Source organism: Salinicola sp. NYA28a (assembly GCF_976982775.1).
On the sequence record NZ_OZ334582.1, the window covers coordinates 392,725 to 411,533 of the forward strand.

Annotated in this window: 7 protein-coding genes; 6 read left to right on the plus strand and 1 reads right to left on the minus strand. The window is 65.2% G+C overall.

The features are described from left to right. Positions 1-492: 492 nt before the first annotated feature. The 6 genes from ACWHY3_RS01940 to ACWHY3_RS01965 all read left to right on the plus strand — a co-directional run bounded on the left by ACWHY3_RS01940 (position 493) and on the right by ACWHY3_RS01965 (position 9,822). Positions 493-1,872, plus strand: coding sequence for an IS1380 family transposase (locus ACWHY3_RS01940; RefSeq protein WP_448127342.1), 1,380 nt, complete (start codon positions 493-495; stop codon positions 1,870-1,872). Positions 1,873-2,091: 219 nt separating this feature from the next. After that, on the plus strand, positions 2,092-2,655 hold the full coding sequence (locus ACWHY3_RS01945) for a hypothetical protein (RefSeq protein WP_332780437.1): 564 nt from the start codon (positions 2,092-2,094) through the stop codon (positions 2,653-2,655). 170 nt (positions 2,656-2,825) lie between these two features. Further along, positions 2,826-5,528 (plus strand): DNA ligase D, encoded by a 2,703-nt coding sequence (gene ligD, locus ACWHY3_RS01950; protein ID WP_448127453.1) that lies wholly within the window; start codon positions 2,826-2,828, stop codon positions 5,526-5,528. Between the two features lie 65 nt (positions 5,529-5,593). Then, positions 5,594-6,367, plus strand: coding sequence for a non-homologous end joining protein Ku (gene ku / locus ACWHY3_RS01955; protein ID WP_448127454.1), 774 nt, complete (start codon positions 5,594-5,596; stop codon positions 6,365-6,367). Next, a complete protein-coding gene (ku, locus tag ACWHY3_RS01960) occupies positions 6,360-7,610 on the plus strand; it encodes a non-homologous end joining protein Ku (RefSeq protein WP_332780440.1) in 1,251 nt (416 codons plus the stop codon). The genes ku (ACWHY3_RS01955) and ku (ACWHY3_RS01960) overlap by 8 nt, the downstream gene beginning before the upstream one ends. Positions 7,611-8,127: 517 nt before the next feature. Continuing rightward, entirely contained in the window at positions 8,128-9,822 is a 1,695-nt protein-coding gene (locus ACWHY3_RS01965; protein ID WP_448127455.1) for a methyl-accepting chemotaxis protein, read from the plus strand. A gap of 75 nt (positions 9,823-9,897) precedes the next feature. Here the strand turns inward: ACWHY3_RS01965 and ACWHY3_RS01970 are convergent, their stop codons facing one another. Then, entirely contained in the window at positions 9,898-18,747 is an 8,850-nt protein-coding gene (locus ACWHY3_RS01970) for a GH36-type glycosyl hydrolase domain-containing protein (protein WP_448127456.1), read from the minus strand. Positions 18,748-18,809 lie beyond the last annotated feature (62 nt).

Consider the following 18,809-nt stretch of genomic DNA (forward strand, 5'->3'; position numbering starts at 1 on the left):
TCAGAAGCTAGTTGCCGAGAATGACATCGCTACTGATCCAGATTAAAAAGACGTGTTTATTAGGTTTTTATTTGTATCTCCTGCCAGGCCTCAGGCCCGAATGGCGTTCGGATCCCGCGCTTCGAGTTTCCTGTTTCGAGCTTTCAATGCCAGCCGTGCTTCCGGTCATTTGTGTAAGGCGCCATTTACCGTCGGTTAATAACGGCGTGGCTTTTAACTGGCGATAATCATTGGCGCTTTTACTTTTCATGAGCGGAACCGTTAGCGCCACCCTGAGTCGGGTAATCGTCGATATGGCACGTCAAAGGTAGCAACGAATCATGGAATGGTTATCGAGCAACAGCTCCGCCATCAGTGCGGTGACTAACTTCTTCACGCTTCTGGTATCCCGGCTTATTCATGAGGCCGGCCCGAAAACGAAGATAGCGGATGGTATTCTCTTGAAAATTCAGTGTGTTCCGCCAAGAATCTGAACCAAGAGAGCCATCCGCTATGGGTGAAAGCCTATCCACCTGGACGCCCTCATGCAACGGCGCTGTCCGTGTTGAGCTGAGCGGCCAGCGCACTACCAGCGACAGCGGCGCTCTGCTGTTGCGTGAGGCCCTCGACAACAGCGGCGTGATTGAGGCGCTGGAAGACAATCTGGTCGATCGACGCCACCCGCTGCGCATCCTTCATTCGCTGGCCAGCCAGTTGCGTACCCTGGTGCTGCAGCGTGCGATGGGCTGGATCGACCTCAGCGATACCGACACGCTGCGCCGTGATCCGCTCTGGCAGCTGGCCTGCAGCGATGCGCGCGGGACAACGCCCCTGGCCCAGGACCGGCCCTCTCAAGCCACGCTGTCGCGGCTGCTGACCTGCCTCGGGCGCTGCGACAATATCGATGCCGTGCACGAAGGCCTGCTGCGACTGGTGATCTGGCGCCTGACCGCGCTGAAGAACGGCGAGCGCCCCAAGCAGCTGACGCTGGACATCGACGGCCTGCCGATCGAGGTCCACGGCCACCAGGGCGGCTCGGCCTATCATGGCCTGTACGGCGCGCGGATCTATTCACCGCTGGTCGCCTCGCTGGCAGAAACCGGCGACATGGTGGGCGGCCTGCTGCGCGAGGGCAACGCCGGCCCGGCCGAGAACGCCGACACCTGGATCCCGCATCTGGTGCGGCGACTCAACGAGAGCACCGGCGCCCAGGTTCGGGTGCGCATCGACGCCGGTTTCACCGACAACGCGACGCTGGAGGCCCTGGAAGAGTGCGACATCGAGTACCTGGGCCGGCTGCGCAGTCACACTGGCCTGCAGAAGTTGGCAGCGCCACTTCTGAAGCGGCCACCTGGCCGGCCACCCGAGCAGCCTCGCGAGTGGTGCCACGATCTGGAGTATCAAGCGGGCTCTTGGTCGGCACCGCGTCGCGTGGTGCTGGTGGTGCAGGAACGCCCCGATGACCTGCTGCTGCATGCCTTCTTCCTGGTCACCAACCTCGGCAAGTTCGACTGGCCGCCGGAGAAGGTCCTGGCGCTCTACCGCAAGCGCGGCAGCGCCGAGGCGCACATGGGCGAGGTGAAGTCGGCGCTCGACGTGCACCTCTCGTCGACCGATCGCGGCGCCTCCACCGTTCAGGACGTGATGGCACGCAACGAGGTGAGCCTGCTGCTCAGCCTCTACGCCTACCAGGTCCTGCATGGCCTGCGCTGCCTGCTGGAGCGGCAGACCCGGCAAGGCTGGAGCCTCAGCCGGATGCGCGAGCAGGTGCTGAAGGTCGCCGCCACGCTGAGACTGCACGCTCGGCGAATCACCGTTCATCTGGGTGCCGCCGCCGACAAGTGGTGGCCGACGCTGCTGAAGGGGCTGCCGAAGCTGACCGCACTGAGCTGACGCTCCTGCGAGACCACCACAGCATCAGTAAGCGAGCGACCGGAGCGGCGGGCGGCGATCACGGCTGCTTGGACGGTCGCCATTGATTCCAAAGAGCTATAAGGAAGCGGGGAAATTTCAGCGTTTTGGCATTACTCAACAGCTATTCGCGCTGAAGAAGCCGATCCTGATAAGCGATGCCACCAGTCAGTACCTTCAGACCGCTCAATCAGCACCCTCGTGAATGAGGCGGGGGTATGGCTGTTTTACGCGCAATTGCTCTATCTGAATTTCAGAAGGCAGCGGCAACCGAAGATCATCATCAATCGCGGCGGCGGCAAGACGCTGCAGGCGCGCTGTGTCGTCAGCAACATGAGCCCGGAGGCGATCTTCATCGAACATATCTTCGCCATCCTGCACACGGACAAGGGCGATTACGCTATCAGCATGATCGATATGGAAGATGCCGAAAAACCGAAGTCGTCCCAGCTGGCGGAGACGACTCGGCAGGGGCCGATGATGCCCGGCAGTTTCAACGATATCGGCACCTTCGAAGGCATCATCCAGAAAGTGCAGACCTACCACGGCATCGCCGCCGACGAGATCGTCCTCGAAGCGATCGAGCTGCGTTTCATTGCCGTATACGGCAGTGAGGACGCGCCGGTCGGCGCGCTCAGGAAGTTCGAGCTGGTCGAGAACGAAAAGGGCCATTTCCTGACGCCGACCTCCCACGATACCCGCCGCTACGCGTCGCATTGGGGTCGGTACAAGGTGCGTCAATGGATTCGCGAGATGAACGACTAGCTAGATGAACGACTAGCTAGGTGAACGACCAGGAGCCGCGCGGCGGCCAGGGATCAGCACTGGATGACCTGGATTGATGATCTGGCGCGCCGAGTGGCGTCGACTACGCTGAAATCTTCATTGGCAGGATCATCGTTTCCATTCGCCAGGCTATCGTGAGGGAGCAACGGATGGCTGACCTCGAGACCTATCGCAACAAGCGAGACTTCTCGCGCTCGCCGGAGCCTCGCGGCAAACGCGGCAGGAAGCGGTCGCGGTCGAGTTTCGTGATTCACAAGCATGACGCCAGCCGGCTGCACTACGATCTGCGGCTGGAAGAGGATGGCGTGTTGCGCAGCTGGGCGCTGCCCAAGGGGCCGAGCCTCGAGCCGGGAGAGAAGCATCTGGCGGTGCAGGTCGAGGATCATCCGCTCGACTACGGCGATTTCGAAGGCGTGATTCCTGAAGGTTACGGCGCCGGCACCGTGATGATCTGGGATCGCGGCGAGTGGCGTGTCAATGGCAAGCACGACGACGGCCAGATCGATTTCGAACTCGACGGCGACAAGCTCAAGGGCGCCTGGACGCTCAAGCGCATGCGCGGCCGGAGTGGCGACGGCCAGCAGGGGAGCGGCAGGCAATGGCTGATGATCAAGCGCCACGACGATGGCGATGCCCACGTGCCCGACAGCCTGGATGACGTCAGCGTGGCCTCGAATCGGCGCATGACGGAGATCGCCGAAGGGACGTCCGAATCCGCCTCTGCGAAGTGCGAATCCTCGTCATCAGCAACCTCGTCATCAACAAGCTCGGCATCGAAATCCTCGTCAACGAAGTCCTCATCATCAAAAACCTCATCGAAAACCGGGGGCAAACGCTCGAGCAGCGGTCGCAAGGCCAGCGCCATCAAGATCGATCCCGGTCAGGTCGAGGGTGCGCGGCAGGCGAGCTTCCCGGCCCAGCCCAAGGCGCAGCTGGCCACGCTGGTCGACGAGGCGCCGGCCGATGATGACTGGTTCCACGAGATCAAGTTCGATGGCTACCGCATTCTGGCGCAGCTCGACGGCGGCAAGGTGCGCCTGCTGACTCGCAACGGTCATGACTGGCGGGACCGCTTTCCCGAGATTGCCGAGGCGATCGAAGCCCTGCCGCTGGACAAGGCCCTGTTCGATGGCGAGGTCGTGGCGCTGCGACGCGACGGCGTCAGCGACTTCCGGCGTCTGCAGGGCGCGCTGAGCGAAGAGAAGACCGCCGGGCTGGTCTATCAGATCTTCGATCTGCGCTATCTCGACGGCCTCGGGTTCGAGGGCGTGACACTCGACGACGCGGCCCTGCGCGATCGCAAGGCGGTGCTGGCGCAGGTCTGCGAAGCCGTGGGAATCGGCAACGGCGGCATGCTGCGCTATACCGATCATATCGAAGGGCAAGGCGAGGCGTTCTACGAACAGGCGAGCCGCCAGGGTCTGGAGGGAATCGTCTCCAAGCGTGCCGACTCCCCCTATCGCGGCCGCCGCAACCGGGACTGGCTGAAGACCAAGACCGAGCGCCAGGCCGAGTTCGTGGTCGGCGGCTACACCGATCCCCAGGGATCGCGCAACGGCTTCGGTTCGCTGCTGATCGGCGCCTACGACGACGCGGGCAAGCTGCGCTACTGCGGCCGGGTCGGGGCGGGGTTTTCCCACGCCCAGCTCGCCGAGTGGCAGCGCGACCTGGCTCGCTCGCCGCGCAAGACCTCGCCCTTCGTCGAGCGCGACATTCCCGATCTGGCCAGCAGCCACTGGGTCACGCCGAAGCGCGTGATCGATGTCAACTTCAGCGAATGGACCAACGATGGGCGCCTGCGCCACCCGCGCTTTCGCGGCGTGCGCGAGGACCGCGATCCCAAGGACATTCGATTGAGCCAGCAGCAAGCCTCGGGGGCGACCATGACGGAACAGGCCAATGGCAATCATTCATCCGCAAAGACGAACGGCTCCGCAAAGGCGAGCGGCAGCGGTGACGTCAGGATCGAAGGCGTTCGGCTGACGCATCCGGACCGGGTGCTGTTCGAAGAGGAAGGAATCACCAAGCGGGCGCTCGCCGAATTCTATGCCGAGCAGGCCGGCTGGATCCTGCCCGGTCTCGCCGAGCGGCCCTTGACGCTGCTGCGCTGCCCCGGCGGTGTCGGCAAGGAGTGCTTCGTCCAGAAGCACCCCAGCGACACCATGCCGGACGACCTGCCGAGCGTGGCCATCGCCGAGAAGTCCGGCAGGCATGACTATCTCTACGTGCGTAGCGCGGCCGACCTGGTGGCGCTGGTCCAGATGGGGACCATCGAATTCCACCTCTGGAACAGCCGCGTCGACGACCTCGAACGCCCCGATCAGCTGGTGTTCGATCTCGACCCCGCGCCGGACTGCGAGTGGCAGGCGGTCATCGATGTCGCCGGCGAGCTGCGTCAGGCCCTGGCCGAGCTCGATCTCGTCGCGTTCCTGCGCACCACCGGCGGCAAGGGGCTGCATCTGGTGGTTCCGCTCAAGCCTCACGCCGATTGGGACATCGCCAAGGCGTTCGCCGAGGCGGTCTGCGAGCGCTGCGCCGACCGCCATCCCGATCAGCTGACGCTCAACATGTCCAAGCAGGCCCGCCGCGGCAAGGTATTCCTCGACTACCTGCGCAACGGCCGGGGTGCCACGGCGGTGGCCTCCTATTCGGTCCGCGCCAGGCCCGGCGCACCGGTCGCCACACCGATCCGCTGGGATGAGCTCGGGCCGAAACTCAAGGCCGACCGATACACGCTGACCAACCTGCCGCGCCGGCTGGCCTCCCTCGAGCAGGACCCCTGGGCCGGGTTCGACGACGCCCGCGAACGGCTGACCAAGCAGCGCTGCCGCGATGCCGGAATGGAGGTCTGAATGTCTGACAGGAGGATGGTCGATATATCCGAAGGAACGAGGGTCATGAGTGAGGAAACAGAACGATGAGTGCTCGCGCGGTCTGGAAAGGCGTCATCGGTTTCGCCGGAGAGCGGGTGCCGGTGAAGCTCTATACGGCGGTCAGCGACCGTAACGTCCATTTTCGGCTGCTCGACCGGCGTCGGCATCGCCCCGTTCATCAGGCGATGATCGAACCGCATAGCGGCAAGACGGTATCGCGGGACGACCGGCACAAGGCGGTCATCGACAAGCAGGATCGCATCCTGTTCGACGACGAGGAGCTGGACGAACTGACGCCGGCGCCCTCGCGGGATATCGAGGTGATGCACTTTCTCCCCCAGGGGATGATCGACAACCAGTGGTATCAGCGCCCCTATTTCCTCGGGCCGGATGGAGATCAAGACACGTTCGACGCCTTTGCCGCCGCGCTTGCCGATAGCGGCCGGGAAGGGCTGGTCCACTGGGTAATGCGGCACAAGGCCTATGTCGGCGCGCTGCGCGACCACGACGGCCACCCGGTATTGATCACCTTGCGCCATCTCGACGAGGTCGTCGACGCCGATGCCCTGGAACCGCCCGGCGGCGGCAAGCTGAACGACAGCGAAGTGAAGATGGCGACGGATCTGGTCGAGATGTATGCCGCCGATTTCGAGCCGGAAACCTATCAGGACGAATACCGCCAACGGCTGGAGGCGCTGGTGGAAACCAAGCGCAGCGGCAAGCGGGTCAAGGTCAAGCATCGTCGTCGGCAGGAACCCACCGACGATATCGCCTCGTCACTCAAGGCCAGTCTGGCCCGGGAGCGCAAGCGTGCCTAAGTCGGATAAGTCCAAGTCGAAAACATCGAAGTCGGAAACATCGAAGTCGGACAAGCAGCATCACCACGACAGCGGTTTTCGCGGTCCGCGACCGTTCTGGTCCGGCACCATCGCCTTCGGGCTGGTCAATCTGCCGGTCGGCCTCTACCCCGCCCAGCACGCGCGGGACATCACGCTGAAAGAGGTGGACGACAAGGGCAGGCCGCTGTCCCGGCGCTTCTTCAGCGAGTCCGGGCGCAAGCCGCTCAAGACCAGCGAGCTGGCGCGGGGCGTCGAAGTGGACGAGGACCGTTACGTGGTCGTCGAGGATCAGGAGATCGAGGATGCCACGCTCGAACATCGGCGCGAGATCGAACTGAGTCGCTTCGTCTCGCTGGATGAACTCGATCCGCTCTACTTCCGGCGCGCCTACTTTCTGGTGCCGGACTCTCGTTCGGGCAACGGCAGTGGCGCGCTCAAGCCCTATCGGCTGCTGGCCGCGGCGATGGAGAACGCCAATCGGGCGGGCATCGCCACGCTGGTGATGCGCGGGCGGGAAGTGCTGGTGGCGATTGTGGCCGAGAACGGCATCCTGCGAGCGGAGGCGCTGCGCTTTCATGACGAATTGCGGACGCCGCAGAGCCTTGGCCTGGACGCGCCGGGGGACCCGGATGCGACACGCCAGCGGCAGATGCAGCGCGTCATGGACAAGCTCGAGGCGAAGCGCTTCGATCCCGATGAATTGATCGACCCGCATATCGAGGCGCTCAAGAAGCGGGTACGCCAGAAGCGCCGCCGCCACGAGGATATCGTGCCGATCGAATCTTCCCGCGCATCGGCGGACGATGACGATGAGCAGGAGGGCGCCGAGGTCATCGATCTGATGCAGGTGCTCAAACGCAGCCTCAAGCGTGGCCGGGTCGAGCCCTCGCGCCAGCAGACGAATGAGCGCAAGGAGACGAGTGGCCGCAAGGAGAGCAGCGGGCGCAAGGGCAAGTCGAAAAGCGATGGCAAATCGCAGGACGAGGACTCGTCGAAAAGCGAAGACACGCCCCGGAAAGCGGAAGGCCGGACCGGGAAGCCTCAGAAATCACGAGGCGAGCAGGCGAAGCCATCCGGCAACCGCAAGAAGATACCAACGAAAACCGAGCTCTCCTCGCTCACCCGTGAAGCCCTCTACGAACTGGCCCAGCAGCGCGACATCGCCGGGCGTAGCGGCATGAGCAAGGCGGAATTGATCGACGCGATAGGCCGCCACCGCTGAAGTAAGGCGGTGGCGCTACCTGACGCAGCCTTCCATCCGGCTATTCGGATATCCATCCAGCCATCCAACTATCCAGCCATTCAGCTATTCGGCTTTCCAGCCATTCGGCTCTCAGCCAGCGCGACTCATCGAAAATAGGGATCGTTACAGACTTGGAATTATACGGTCGTTCGGTTTTGTAGGATAAAAGTACCAGAAATTCCATACTCATCCTGGGTCGACAACGGGCATTGGTGAATTGGATGAGGCATCAATGGAAAAGAAAGTTACTTTGTTTTTAAGTATATGTTTCTAAAAACTTTTTGAAAAACAAAAAGACGGGTCGATTAGGTTTGGCCGGTAGAATTATCGGTGGATGACCCTGCCTTCAGGTTCTAAATAAAATTAAGTTTATTTGTACAGCGCCGATAGTGCCTCTGGCGGCAATAAGCGAATTCTTATTGAGGGAATTCCGTTTGCCGAGACCCGTTCCACTTGCCCGAACGCATCGAGCCAAGGGCACTCATCGGACTTCGCCATGCTGCTACTGAATCGAAGCGTCAAACTCCGCCTGGCCGCGAGCCTGGGCGCCTGTATCGTCATGCTGTTCATCATCGGGGTCGTCGGGCTGCTCTGTCTGAGCGACAACAATGCCGCCCTCGAACGGACCTATGAAGGGAACGTGTTGACCCTGAAGGATCTCAGCCGCATCGATCGAGCCCTGCTCGGCAATCGGGTCAAGATCACCGCGGAGCAGCGTGACCGAAACCCGGAGTCCGCCCGCGTGACGCAGCAGGAGGTCGCGGATAACGACGCCGTCATCGATGCCGCCTGGGAAGACTACTATCCCCAACGTCTCAACGGCCCGCAGGAGCGGGAGATGGCGGACGCCTTCATCACCGCGCTGACCCGCTTGCGGGCTACCATCGCCGAGCTCAACACGGCGATGATCGGCAACGACTTCGACCGAGCCCGCGTCATCGCGACGACGACGCTGCGCCAGCAGTACCCCGAGGCGCTGGACGCCATCCAGACGCTGATCGACCGCAACAGCGCGCAGGCGGCCGAGGCGTACGAGAGCGCGGTCGCCGAATACGAATGGGGGCGCAATATCATCATCGGCACCATGCTCGGATCGCTTGTGCTAAGCGTGGCGATGGCCCTGTGGCTGATCCGCGGCATCATGGCGCCGCTGGGCAAGGCGCAGGCACTCGCCAATGCCATGGCTCGCGGCAGGCTCGACAACGACATCGAGATCACCAGCAAGGATGAATTCGGCGTGATGCTGCGCTCGCTCCAGGCCATGGAGAGTCAGTTCTCCAGGATCGTCATGAGCGTGCGTGACAACGCCGAATCCGTCAGCGTCGCGGCGGACGAAATTGCCCAGGGCACCGACGATCTCAGCCGTCGCACCCAGGAGCAGGCGGCCAGCCTCGAGCAGACGGCGGCCTCGATGGACGAGATCACCTCGACCGTGCGCCTGAATGCGGAGAACGCCGCCGGAGCCGATAGGCTCGTGCATGATGTCAGCCACCGGGCCAATGTCGGGGGCGAGGTCGCCGGGCAGGCGATCAAGGCGATGGAAGGGATCAATGCGTCGAGTCGCAAGATCGCCGGTATCGTCGGCTTGATCGACGAGATCGCCTTCCAGACCAATCTGCTGGCGCTGAATGCGGCGGTGGAAGCGGCGCGTGCCGGTGAGCAGGGCCGCGGCTTCGCCGTGGTGGCCAGCGAAGTGCGCAACCTTGCCGGGCGCAGTGCCGAGGCCGCCAGGGAGATCAAGCAGCTGGTGGAAGAGAGCATCGGCCAGGTGGATGCCGGCAGTGAACTGGTCAACCGGGCGGGTCGGGCGCTGGAAGAGATCGTCGGGGGCGTCGAACGCGTGACCGCCCTGGTCGGGGAGATCGCGGTAGCCAGTCGCGAGCAGTCTCAGGGTATCGAGCAGATCAATACCGCGGTGTCGCAGATGGATAGCGTGACCCAGCAGAACGCGAACCTGGTGGAAGAATCCAGCGCGGCGGGGCGTTCGCTGCAGAGTCAGGCCGCCGCCCTGTTGAAAGAGATGTCGTTCTTCAAGGGCGCCGCTGCCGCTACTGCCCGGATCGCTCCGTTGGCTTCGGCGCCATCGCTGGCCGCGGCCGATCGAGGCGCTAAACGACCGGTTACGCGGCAACGGTCGGCCTCCAGCGCACGTGATCGGGAAGACGCCGTCGAAGAGTGGAGCGCGTTCTGACGCCGTGCGAGTCGGTCAAGGCGCCGGACGCGCAAAAACGAGGCGTGATCGCAGCGACGAGATTGGCGGCTTCCCTCACGCGTCGCCCACGGTATCGGCAAGCGGCGTTCGTGGCGACGAGACGTTCGGGGGCTCGAGCGACGAGCCCTCGTCCCCTCGCATCGCGAGATGCATGGTCAGCACGTGCGGCTGGCCGTCCAGCGTCAGCCGCGCTTCGGTAGTGCTATTCGGCAGCGGTTCGCCATCCAGGTTGGCGCCGGCCGGCTGGTCGTCGCTGGCCCGTTCGACCCGGATCATGCAGGCGCTGCCCTCCAGATTGACGGTAGCCGAAAAGCTCGGCCAGGCATCGGGAATGCAGGGCGAGACGATCAACTGACGGCCTTCGCGACGAATCCCCAGGATGCCGCTCACGCCGGCCTGATACATCCAGCCGGCGGAGCCGGTGTACCAGGTCCAGCCGCCGCGTCCGACATGGGGCGGCTCGGAGTAGACATCGGCAGCGATCACGTAGGGCTCGACGCGATAGCGTTCGACGGCGTCCGGCGTCAGGGCGTGATTGATCGGGTTGAGCAGCGAGAACAGGCGATAGGCCCGGTCGGCCTGGCCCAGCTTGACGAAAGCGAGGATCGACCACATCGCCGCGTGGGTGTATTGCCCGCCGTTTTCGCGCAGCCCCGGCGGGTAACCCTTGATGTAGCCCGGCTCCAGCGCGGTCTGGTCGAACGCCGGCGTGAACAGCAGTGCCAGCCGTTCCTGTGGCCGGATCAAGTGGCGCTCCACCGAGGCCATGGCCTGCGCGGCGCGTTCGGGATCGGCGCCTTCCGAGAGCACCGCCCAGGACTGGGCGATGGCGTCGATGCGGCAGGCGTCGTTGTCTCGGGTGCCGAGCCACTGGCCGTCGTCGAAGGTGGCGCGGCGATACCACTCGCCATCCCAGGCTTCGCTTTCCAGCGCCAGGCGCAGCGCCTCGGCGCGTTCCCGCCAGCGTTCGGCACGGGCGCACGCCTCCGGTGCGTCGCGGGCTTCGGCCAGCGGCGCGAACAGCGTAAGCGTGCGCAGCAGCAGCCAGCCCAGCCACACGCTCTCGCCGCGTCCTGCCTCGCCGATGCGGTTGAAGCCATCGTTCCAGTCTCCGGTGCCGATCAATGGCAGACCGTGCGCGCCGAATTGCTCGAGCGCCTGATCCAGCGCGCGGGCGCAGTGCTCGAACAGCGGCGCCGTCTCGTCCGCGACCAGCGGCTGGGCGAAATCGTCGTGCGCCTCGGGGTCGAGCGGCGCACCTTCCAGGAAGCCGGCCTGCTCCTCCAGCACCTCGGGGTCGTCCGTCGTTTTAATGTAGGTAGCAGTGGCGAAGGCGAGCCAGACCCGGTCGTCGGAGATGTGGGTACGAACGCCCTGGCCGGAGTGCGGCAGCCACCAGTGCTGGACATCGCCCTCGACGAACTGGCGACCGGCGGCGCGCAGCAGATGATGCCGCGCCAGCGCCGGCATGGCGAAGGTGAGCGCCATGCCATCCTGCAACTGGTCGCGAAAACCGTAGGCACCGCTGGCCTGGTAGAACGCCGAGCGCGCCACGACCCGGCAGGCCAGGGTCTGGTACATCAACCAGCCGTTGAGCATCAGGTTCATGGCCGGGTCCGGCGTGTTGACCTGCAGCGTGCCATGCAGCGTCTGCCAGTAGGCCTCGACCTCGCTCAGCTTGGCATCGAGATCGCTGCGCCGGTAGCGCTCGATCAACTCCCGCGCTGCCGCGTCGTCGCTGGCCTGCCCCAAAAACGCCACGATCTCGACCGCCTCGCCGGGCGCAAGCGTCAGCTCGCACTGCTGTACCGTGCACGGGTCATGCCCGGCGCCATCGCTGGCAGCCAGCGGACGCCTTTCGATCAGGGCCTCGGGAGCGGCCAGCGATCCCCGGCCGAGGAACTCGCGGCGGTCGGCGGTCCAGCCGCGCTGGCGGCCATCCAGGTCGGCGAAGCCGACGCGCCCCGGGAAGGCCTGATTCCAGGGATTGCGCATCAGCAGCGCCCCGGTGGCCGCGTCGTGCTGCGACACCAGAAACGGCGCGGTTCGAGCCCGTGACGTGCCCATCACCCAGGCGGTATAGGCGGTGACGATCAGCCGGCGCGGCTGGGCGGTGCGGTTTTCCAGCGTGAGCCGCGAGATCTTGATCGGATCGTTCAGCGGCACGTACTGCAACAGCGTCATGGAGAGCTCGGCCGTGTCGTGCTCGAAGCGGGTGTAGCCGAAGCCGTGACGAGCGATATGGCGAGCCTGATGCCCGGGGTCGTCGAGACGGGAATCCGCGCGGCGGGGGTGAGCGGTGACGGTGGTCAGGACACCGCTGTCGGCGTCCTGCACGTAGATCACCTCGCCGGGAAGATCGCTGACCGGGTCGTTGGACCACGGCGTCAGCTGGTTTTCACGGCTGTTGTCGGCCCAGGTATAGCCGCTGCCCTCCGCCGATACCTGAAATCCGAAGCCGGCATTGGCAATGACGTTGATCCAGGGCTGTGGCGTGGTCGCGCCATCGTCGAGCACGCAGACATATTCGCGGCCATCACGATCGAAGCCGCCCGAGCCGTTGAAGAAGGTCAGATCCCCCAGCGGAGGCCGGCTGGAGGGGGCGACTGCGGGGCGTTGGGGCGATGCCGGTATCTCGCCATCGTCGTCAAGGACGATGGGGTCGGGCCGGTCGTGGCGGGGCCGGGAGGACGCATCGCCTTGCGGGTCGGCGGGCGGCTTTGCCAGCAGGGCGTCGAGCTGGGCGGGGAGCGAACCCTTGCGCGCGGTCAGTACGACACGGGCCACGGCCAGCAGCAGTTCGTGACTGGCCAGATTCAACTGGTTGGCACGCAAGGTGTAGACCGAGCCCATAGGGAGATGCCCATCGACATGCGCCGGGGGCCGGTTGGAACGCACGGCCGTGTCGATCGCGTCCTGCAGTTCCTGCAGATAGGAGTGGGCGCGATCATTGAGAATCACCAGGTCGACGCCCAGGCCTTTGGCACGCCAGTATTCGTGGGCGCGCAGCAGCGTCTTCAGCCAGGCGATCTCCTCCAGATCGCCGAGCCGCAGCAGCACGATCGGCAGGTCGCCGGAAATGCCCATCGGCCAGAGATTGGCCTGTACCGACAGCCCGCGCTTCAGCGCTTCCGAGGGTGGCCGGAAGCGGGCGTCGCTGTACAGGATCGGCGCCGCCAGTCGCTGGAAATCGGCGGCTTCCTCCAGGTCGATGTCGAGATGGCGCAACTGCACCTGTGCCTGGGTCCAGGCGAGCGTGCGCGCGCGTTCGAAGGCGCTGGTGTCGTGGTGCTTGTCGATCAGCGTCAGCAGCGTTTCGCGACGCTCGGCGACCACCGTCCAGAAGTCGATGTGGGCGACGTGTCCCGGCGCAATGCGCAGGACGTGGCGCAGCGCGAAGATCGGGTCCAGCACGGTGCCGGTGGTGTTCGACAGCGGCTGGCCGTCCAGCGCCACCGCGTCGCCGAGCTGGCGGCCCCGGCCCAGGAAGCGTACCCGGTCCGTTTCATATGCGGGTTCGCCGACGCTCTCCCCCTTGACCAGCGCGAAATGCGCCGCCCAGATCGGCGCCTCCTGCGCCTGGCGTCGACGCCGGGTGGCGGTCAGCGCGGTGTAGTCGGCGACGAAATCCGTCTCGACGAACAGCTTGGCGAATGCCGGGTGGGCGTCGTCGGTGGCGGGTTGGGTCAGTACGATTTCGGCGTAGGAGGTCACCTCGATCGTTACCGCATGACGGCCGCCGTTGGTCACCGAGACGCGGCGGACTTCGCCGTCGTCCTCGCCGGATACCAGCACCTCGAGCGTGGTGGTGAGGTCGCCGTCGCGGCGGGTGAAATGGGCGTGATCCTCGGCGAACACCGCTTCCCGGAAGTCGGCCGGTCCGGCAATCGGATGCGCGCCGGCGGACCAGCGAGCACCGCTGTCGAGATCGCGAAGCAGGATGAAGCTGCCCCAGTCGTCGCAGGTGGCGTCTTCGCGCCAGCGCGTGATCGCCTGCTGCTGCCAACGGCTGTAGCCGGCGCCGGCCGCGGTCAGCATCACGCTGTAGCGGCCGTTGGAAAGGAGGTGGGTCACCGGCGGCGCGGTGGGCTCGCCCTCGAGCCGGCGTACGGCCGCCGCGGGCGCGATGACGCTCGAAGGCGCTGCATGATCGGCATCGTTGGGAGACGGCAACGTCGCGACTTCTCGCGGCAGGCGTTCCTGCAGCAGCAGTTCGCTGGCCTGGATCATCGGTTCGCTGTGGAAGTGGCTACGCAGTCTTCCCTCCATCAGGGTGTTGGCGATGGCGGCGATGGTCATCCCCTGATGATGCGCCATGACGTTGCGCACGATGACGAAGGTGCGATCGACGGGCAGTCGCGTAAGGGTGAAATCGATCGCCTCGAAGAACCCGAAGTGGCTCTCGGCCTCCATCGATCGCAGGCGGGCGAAGTTATCCAGCGCGGCGCGGGGCGCGACCATGGTCGCCAGCGCCGTGGCATAGGGTGCGATGACGAGGTTGTCGCCCAGCCCGCGCTTGAGCCCCAGCTCCGGCACGCCGAAGTTGGAATACTGGTAGGTGAAGTCGATGTCCCGGGCGTTATAGGCGGATTCCGAAATGCCCCAGGGGACATCGTGGCGCTGGGCATACTGGCGCTGGCTGGCGACGACCAGACGGTTGGTCTGCTCGAGCAGGCTCCCCAGCGGGGCACGCATGATCAGCGAGGGCATCAGATATTCGAACATCGAGCCCGACCAGGAGATCAGCGCGACGCCATCCTTCAACGGCGTTACCGCCCGCCCCAGGCGGAACCAGTGGCGGGTGGGCAGGTCGCCCTTGGCGATCGCCAGCAGGCTCGCCAGGCGGGCCTCGGAAGCGAGCAGGTCATAGCAGCCGTCGTCGACCCGGTCCTCTCGCGGGGCGTAGCCGATCGACATCAGCTTGCGTTCCGGCACCAGCAGGAAATGGAAATCCATCCCCAGTGCCAGCCGGCGCGCCTCGTCCGCCAGGCGCAGAAGCCGCTGTTCCAGAGGCGCCTCCCGGGCGGCGCCGTCGGCGTCGGGAGAGGTGTGATGACGAACGACGGATCGAGAGAGCGGGGCGGTGTCTTCGGCATCGCGGCGATGCTCGTCGAGACAGCGCAGCAGTCTGCGCAGCCAGCCGTGCGGTGAAACTTCGCCGGTCGCCTCGTCGAGGTCCGTCGCATCGGGCGATGGCGGCCCGAGTTGATGCTGGCAGGCGTCGATCGACTGACGCAGGAAGTCGCAGTACTCGATACCGTAAGGGGTCGCGTCGAGATGGGCCGATAGCGTATCCAACTCGTTCAGCAGTGCCGTGCGCGTTGCGGCATCCAGCGTTGCCGTGGCGGCGATATCCTCGCGACACAGCAGCAGCGTGTCGCCAAGCCCCTCGCGGGGATCCAGAACATGCGGGTGGGCGATCCACGCCTCGCAGGCCTTGGCCAAAGTGATCAGGTGGCCGGCCAGGTTACCGCTATCCACCGTGGAGACGTAGAGCGGCTCGAGCGGCGCCAGGGTTCGGGTGTCGTACCAGTTGTAGAAGTGGCCCTTGCAGCGTTCCATCCCGAGCAGCGTGGCCAGTGTGGCTTCCAGCCGTTCGACGGCGCGGTGCGTGCCGATCCAGGCGAAGTCCCGCGCCGCGATGCACGCCAGCAGATAAAGGCCGATGTTGGTGGGCGACGTGCGCTGGGCGATGACCGGTCTGGGCTCCAGCTGGAAATTGTCCGGTGGCAGCGCGTGGGAGTCCGGCGTCACGAAGGTATCGAAGAACTGCCAGGTGCGCCGGGCGATACGGCGCAGCGCCTGAGCCTGTGGCGGCGACAGGCGCAGGTTGTCGGTCGTGTCGGCGGGGGCGCGACTGGTCCATAGCGCGATCAGCGGGGCGACCAGCCAGAGCAGCAATAGCGGCAGGGCGATGGGCCATGCCGGTGGTTCGACGATCGCCAGGATCAGCGCCAGCGTCAGGCTCAGCAGGCTGCCGCCGGCCATTTCGCGGCCGAATCCGGCAACGCCCAGACGCTCGTTGCCGGCCAGTTGCGATGCCGTCGTCCACTCCAGCAGATGACGATGGGAAACGTGGACGCGATAGAGCGTGCGCACGATGGCGTCGCCCATCTGCCAGGCCTGATCCGCCAACAGTGTCAGGCTCAGCAAACAACGCCCCATCTCGGTTCGCAGGTCCCGACCCAGGGTTCGCCAGTGATGGCGCCAGTTACCATCGCGGCGATGCGGCTTGAGTGCGAACGCGACGGGGATCAGCGCGGGCACGATCAGGCATGCCAGCGTCAGGCCCATGGCCGTGAGCGCGGCGGGAATCGGTAGCCAGGCGCAGATCATCAGCGCAACGAACAGGCTCGGCGCCAGCAGTGAGCGGCGCAGGTTGTCGGCGATCTTCCAGCAGCCGACGGCGGTCAGCGACTGACGATCGGCGCGCCGTCCCCAGAACCAGGGCAGCAGCTGCCAATCCCCGCGCGTCCAGCGGTGATGACGCCTGGCGGCGACGTCGTAGCGCTCCGGGTAGGCCTCCACGACCTCGACATCGGAAGCCAGACCGGCGCGGGCGAAGATCCCTTCCAGCAGGTCGTGGCTGAGCAGGCTGTTCTCGGGGATGCGACCGTGCAGCGCCCTTTCGTAGGCATCCACGGCATAGATGCCCTTGCCCGCGAAGGAGCCCTCGCCGAACAGGTCCTGATAGAGATCCGACACCGCAGCGGTGTAGACATCCATGCCGCCGGGGGCGGAAAACAGGCGCTGGTAGCGCGAGCCCTGGCGGCCGATGGGCAGCGAGGGCGTCACGCGGGGCTGAAGAATGGCGTGCCCGCGGACCACCCGGTCGTTGTCGCCGAAGACCGGCTGGTTGAGCGGATGGGCCATCTTGCCGACCAGCCTGGCGATCGTGTCCCGGGGCAGACGCGTGTCGCTGTCCAGCGTGACCACGTAGCGAACGTCGGACGGCACCCAGGGGGCGTGGCCGTCGATGGCGATATAGGAGGTATCGTCGGCCCCCCGCAGCAGACGATTGAGCTCGGTCAACTTGCCGCGCTTGCGCTCCCAGCCCATCCAGCAGCCTTCGCTGGCGTTGTAGATCCGGTGGCGGTAGAGCAGCAGGAAGCGCGGGCCGGCAGGTCCGGGGCCATGGCGACGATTGAGACTCGCCATGGCATCGATGGCGACGGACAGCAGAATGTCGTCGCTGGCCAGTTCGGCGGTGTCGGCGTCGCGGCCGTCCAGCAGCAGGGCAAAGGTCAGGTCGCTGTCGTTAGCGGAAAGACCGCCGTGACCGGAAAGACCATCGTGACTTGCAAGATCGTGACCGGAAAAGCCGTCACTGCCGGAGAGACCGTCGCTACCGGAGAGATAGTGCACCTCGAGACGTTCGATCAGCTCGCGCAGCGCCACCGCCTCGGTCAGCATCGCCGGTACCGCGACCAGGGTTCGCTGGGCGGTCGGCACGCCGTCCTCGAGTGCCAGGCCGGGCAGCGCTTCCCCGCCGAGCCTCGATCCCAGCGCGCGATTGACCAGCGTCGTCGCGACCTCGTAGGCGGGCAGCAGAATCGTCAGCAGCCAGGGGAGCTGCCAGAGGAGCGGCAACCCGGTGGCGCTCAGCGACCACTCAGCGAGCCCCAGCAATAGCAGTGTCAGTACAACGGTCGCCCCGGCGTAGCCGGTTAGCCCGGTCGCCAGTACGGCACGATGGATGCGCAGCCTCAGGGGTGGATGGAAGGCGAGGGTCCGTTCCAGGTCGCGGCGGCCATCGGCGATCAGGTAATAGCCCGGATCAGCTCGGCGCTGTGCCTCGGCAGGCGGGCAGTTCGCCGGCGGCTGGGCTCGAGCGGCCGAGAGCGTCTGCTCGGTCACGAACAGTTCGTCCCGCTGCGATCCGCGCGCCAACTGCTCGATGGCGTTGCGGTAGCGGTCCCGGGTGGCGAAGTCCATCTCGGCAAAGCGGCTACCCGCGCGCAGCCGTTGATCGACCAGGCTGACCTGCTCGACCTGCGTCGCCCAGTCGAAATCGGCGATGAGGCGCAAGCTGGTGATGGTGTTGCGTACGCTGACGTTCGAGGCGCCCTGACGTTGGTGGGCGTTTTGCACCACCGCCGAGGCGGATGTCCCGAGGCGGGTGAATTCCTGCTCCAGCCACGCCAGCGCCGGCGTCTTGCCGGGATCCTGATCCCGCAGCCGCTTGGCCAGCTGAGCATAGAATTGCGCGGCGAAGGGGTCGTCGATATCCAGATGGGCGTAGGCCTGCAGCAGCGCGTTGCTGGCGCCGGGGTGAAGCAGCTGTTCACACAGCACATCGGCTTCGGCACGGGCTTCGCGTGCCCGCACGATCTGGTCGGAAAGGCGACGCAGATTCTCCACCAGTACCAGCCGCAAACTGATCGCGATGGCCCACAGCTCGCCGATGGTCAACGGCTCGACGCGCTGGTAGGCCTCGATGAAGCGGGTCAACGTGTGCGGATCGAAGTGGCTGTCGGTATGCGCGACGTAGGCCCAGGTCAGACCGAAAACGCGTGGGTAGCCGGCAAAGGGGCCATCGGCGAGTTTCGGCAACTGGCGATAGTAGCCGGGCGGCAGGTCTTCGACGATATCGCTGACGTGCTTTTCGACATGATGATAGTGATCGAGCAGCCATTCGGCTGCGGGCACGACACTACGGCGATGTGCCACTTCGTTGGCGATGCTGCGGTATGCCTTTTTCAGCGCGACCGTGTTGTCGTGCAGGCGCTGGTGCAGCGGCAGCACGTCGGGCGGGCGTGAGGTGATCGGCTGCGCCAGAGCCAGGCTCTGTGCATGTTGCTCGAGCCGTTCCGGGCCGAACAGTTCTTCGCGTACCGGGGCCTTGGCGTCCCACGGGGGCGAGAGGTTTGTGCTGGCGTTTCCTCGACGCCACCAGGCGTTCACTGTTCATGCCTGGAGGGAAAATGGCGGGGCTGGATGATCGGTAACCTGTCGCATCGATGCAT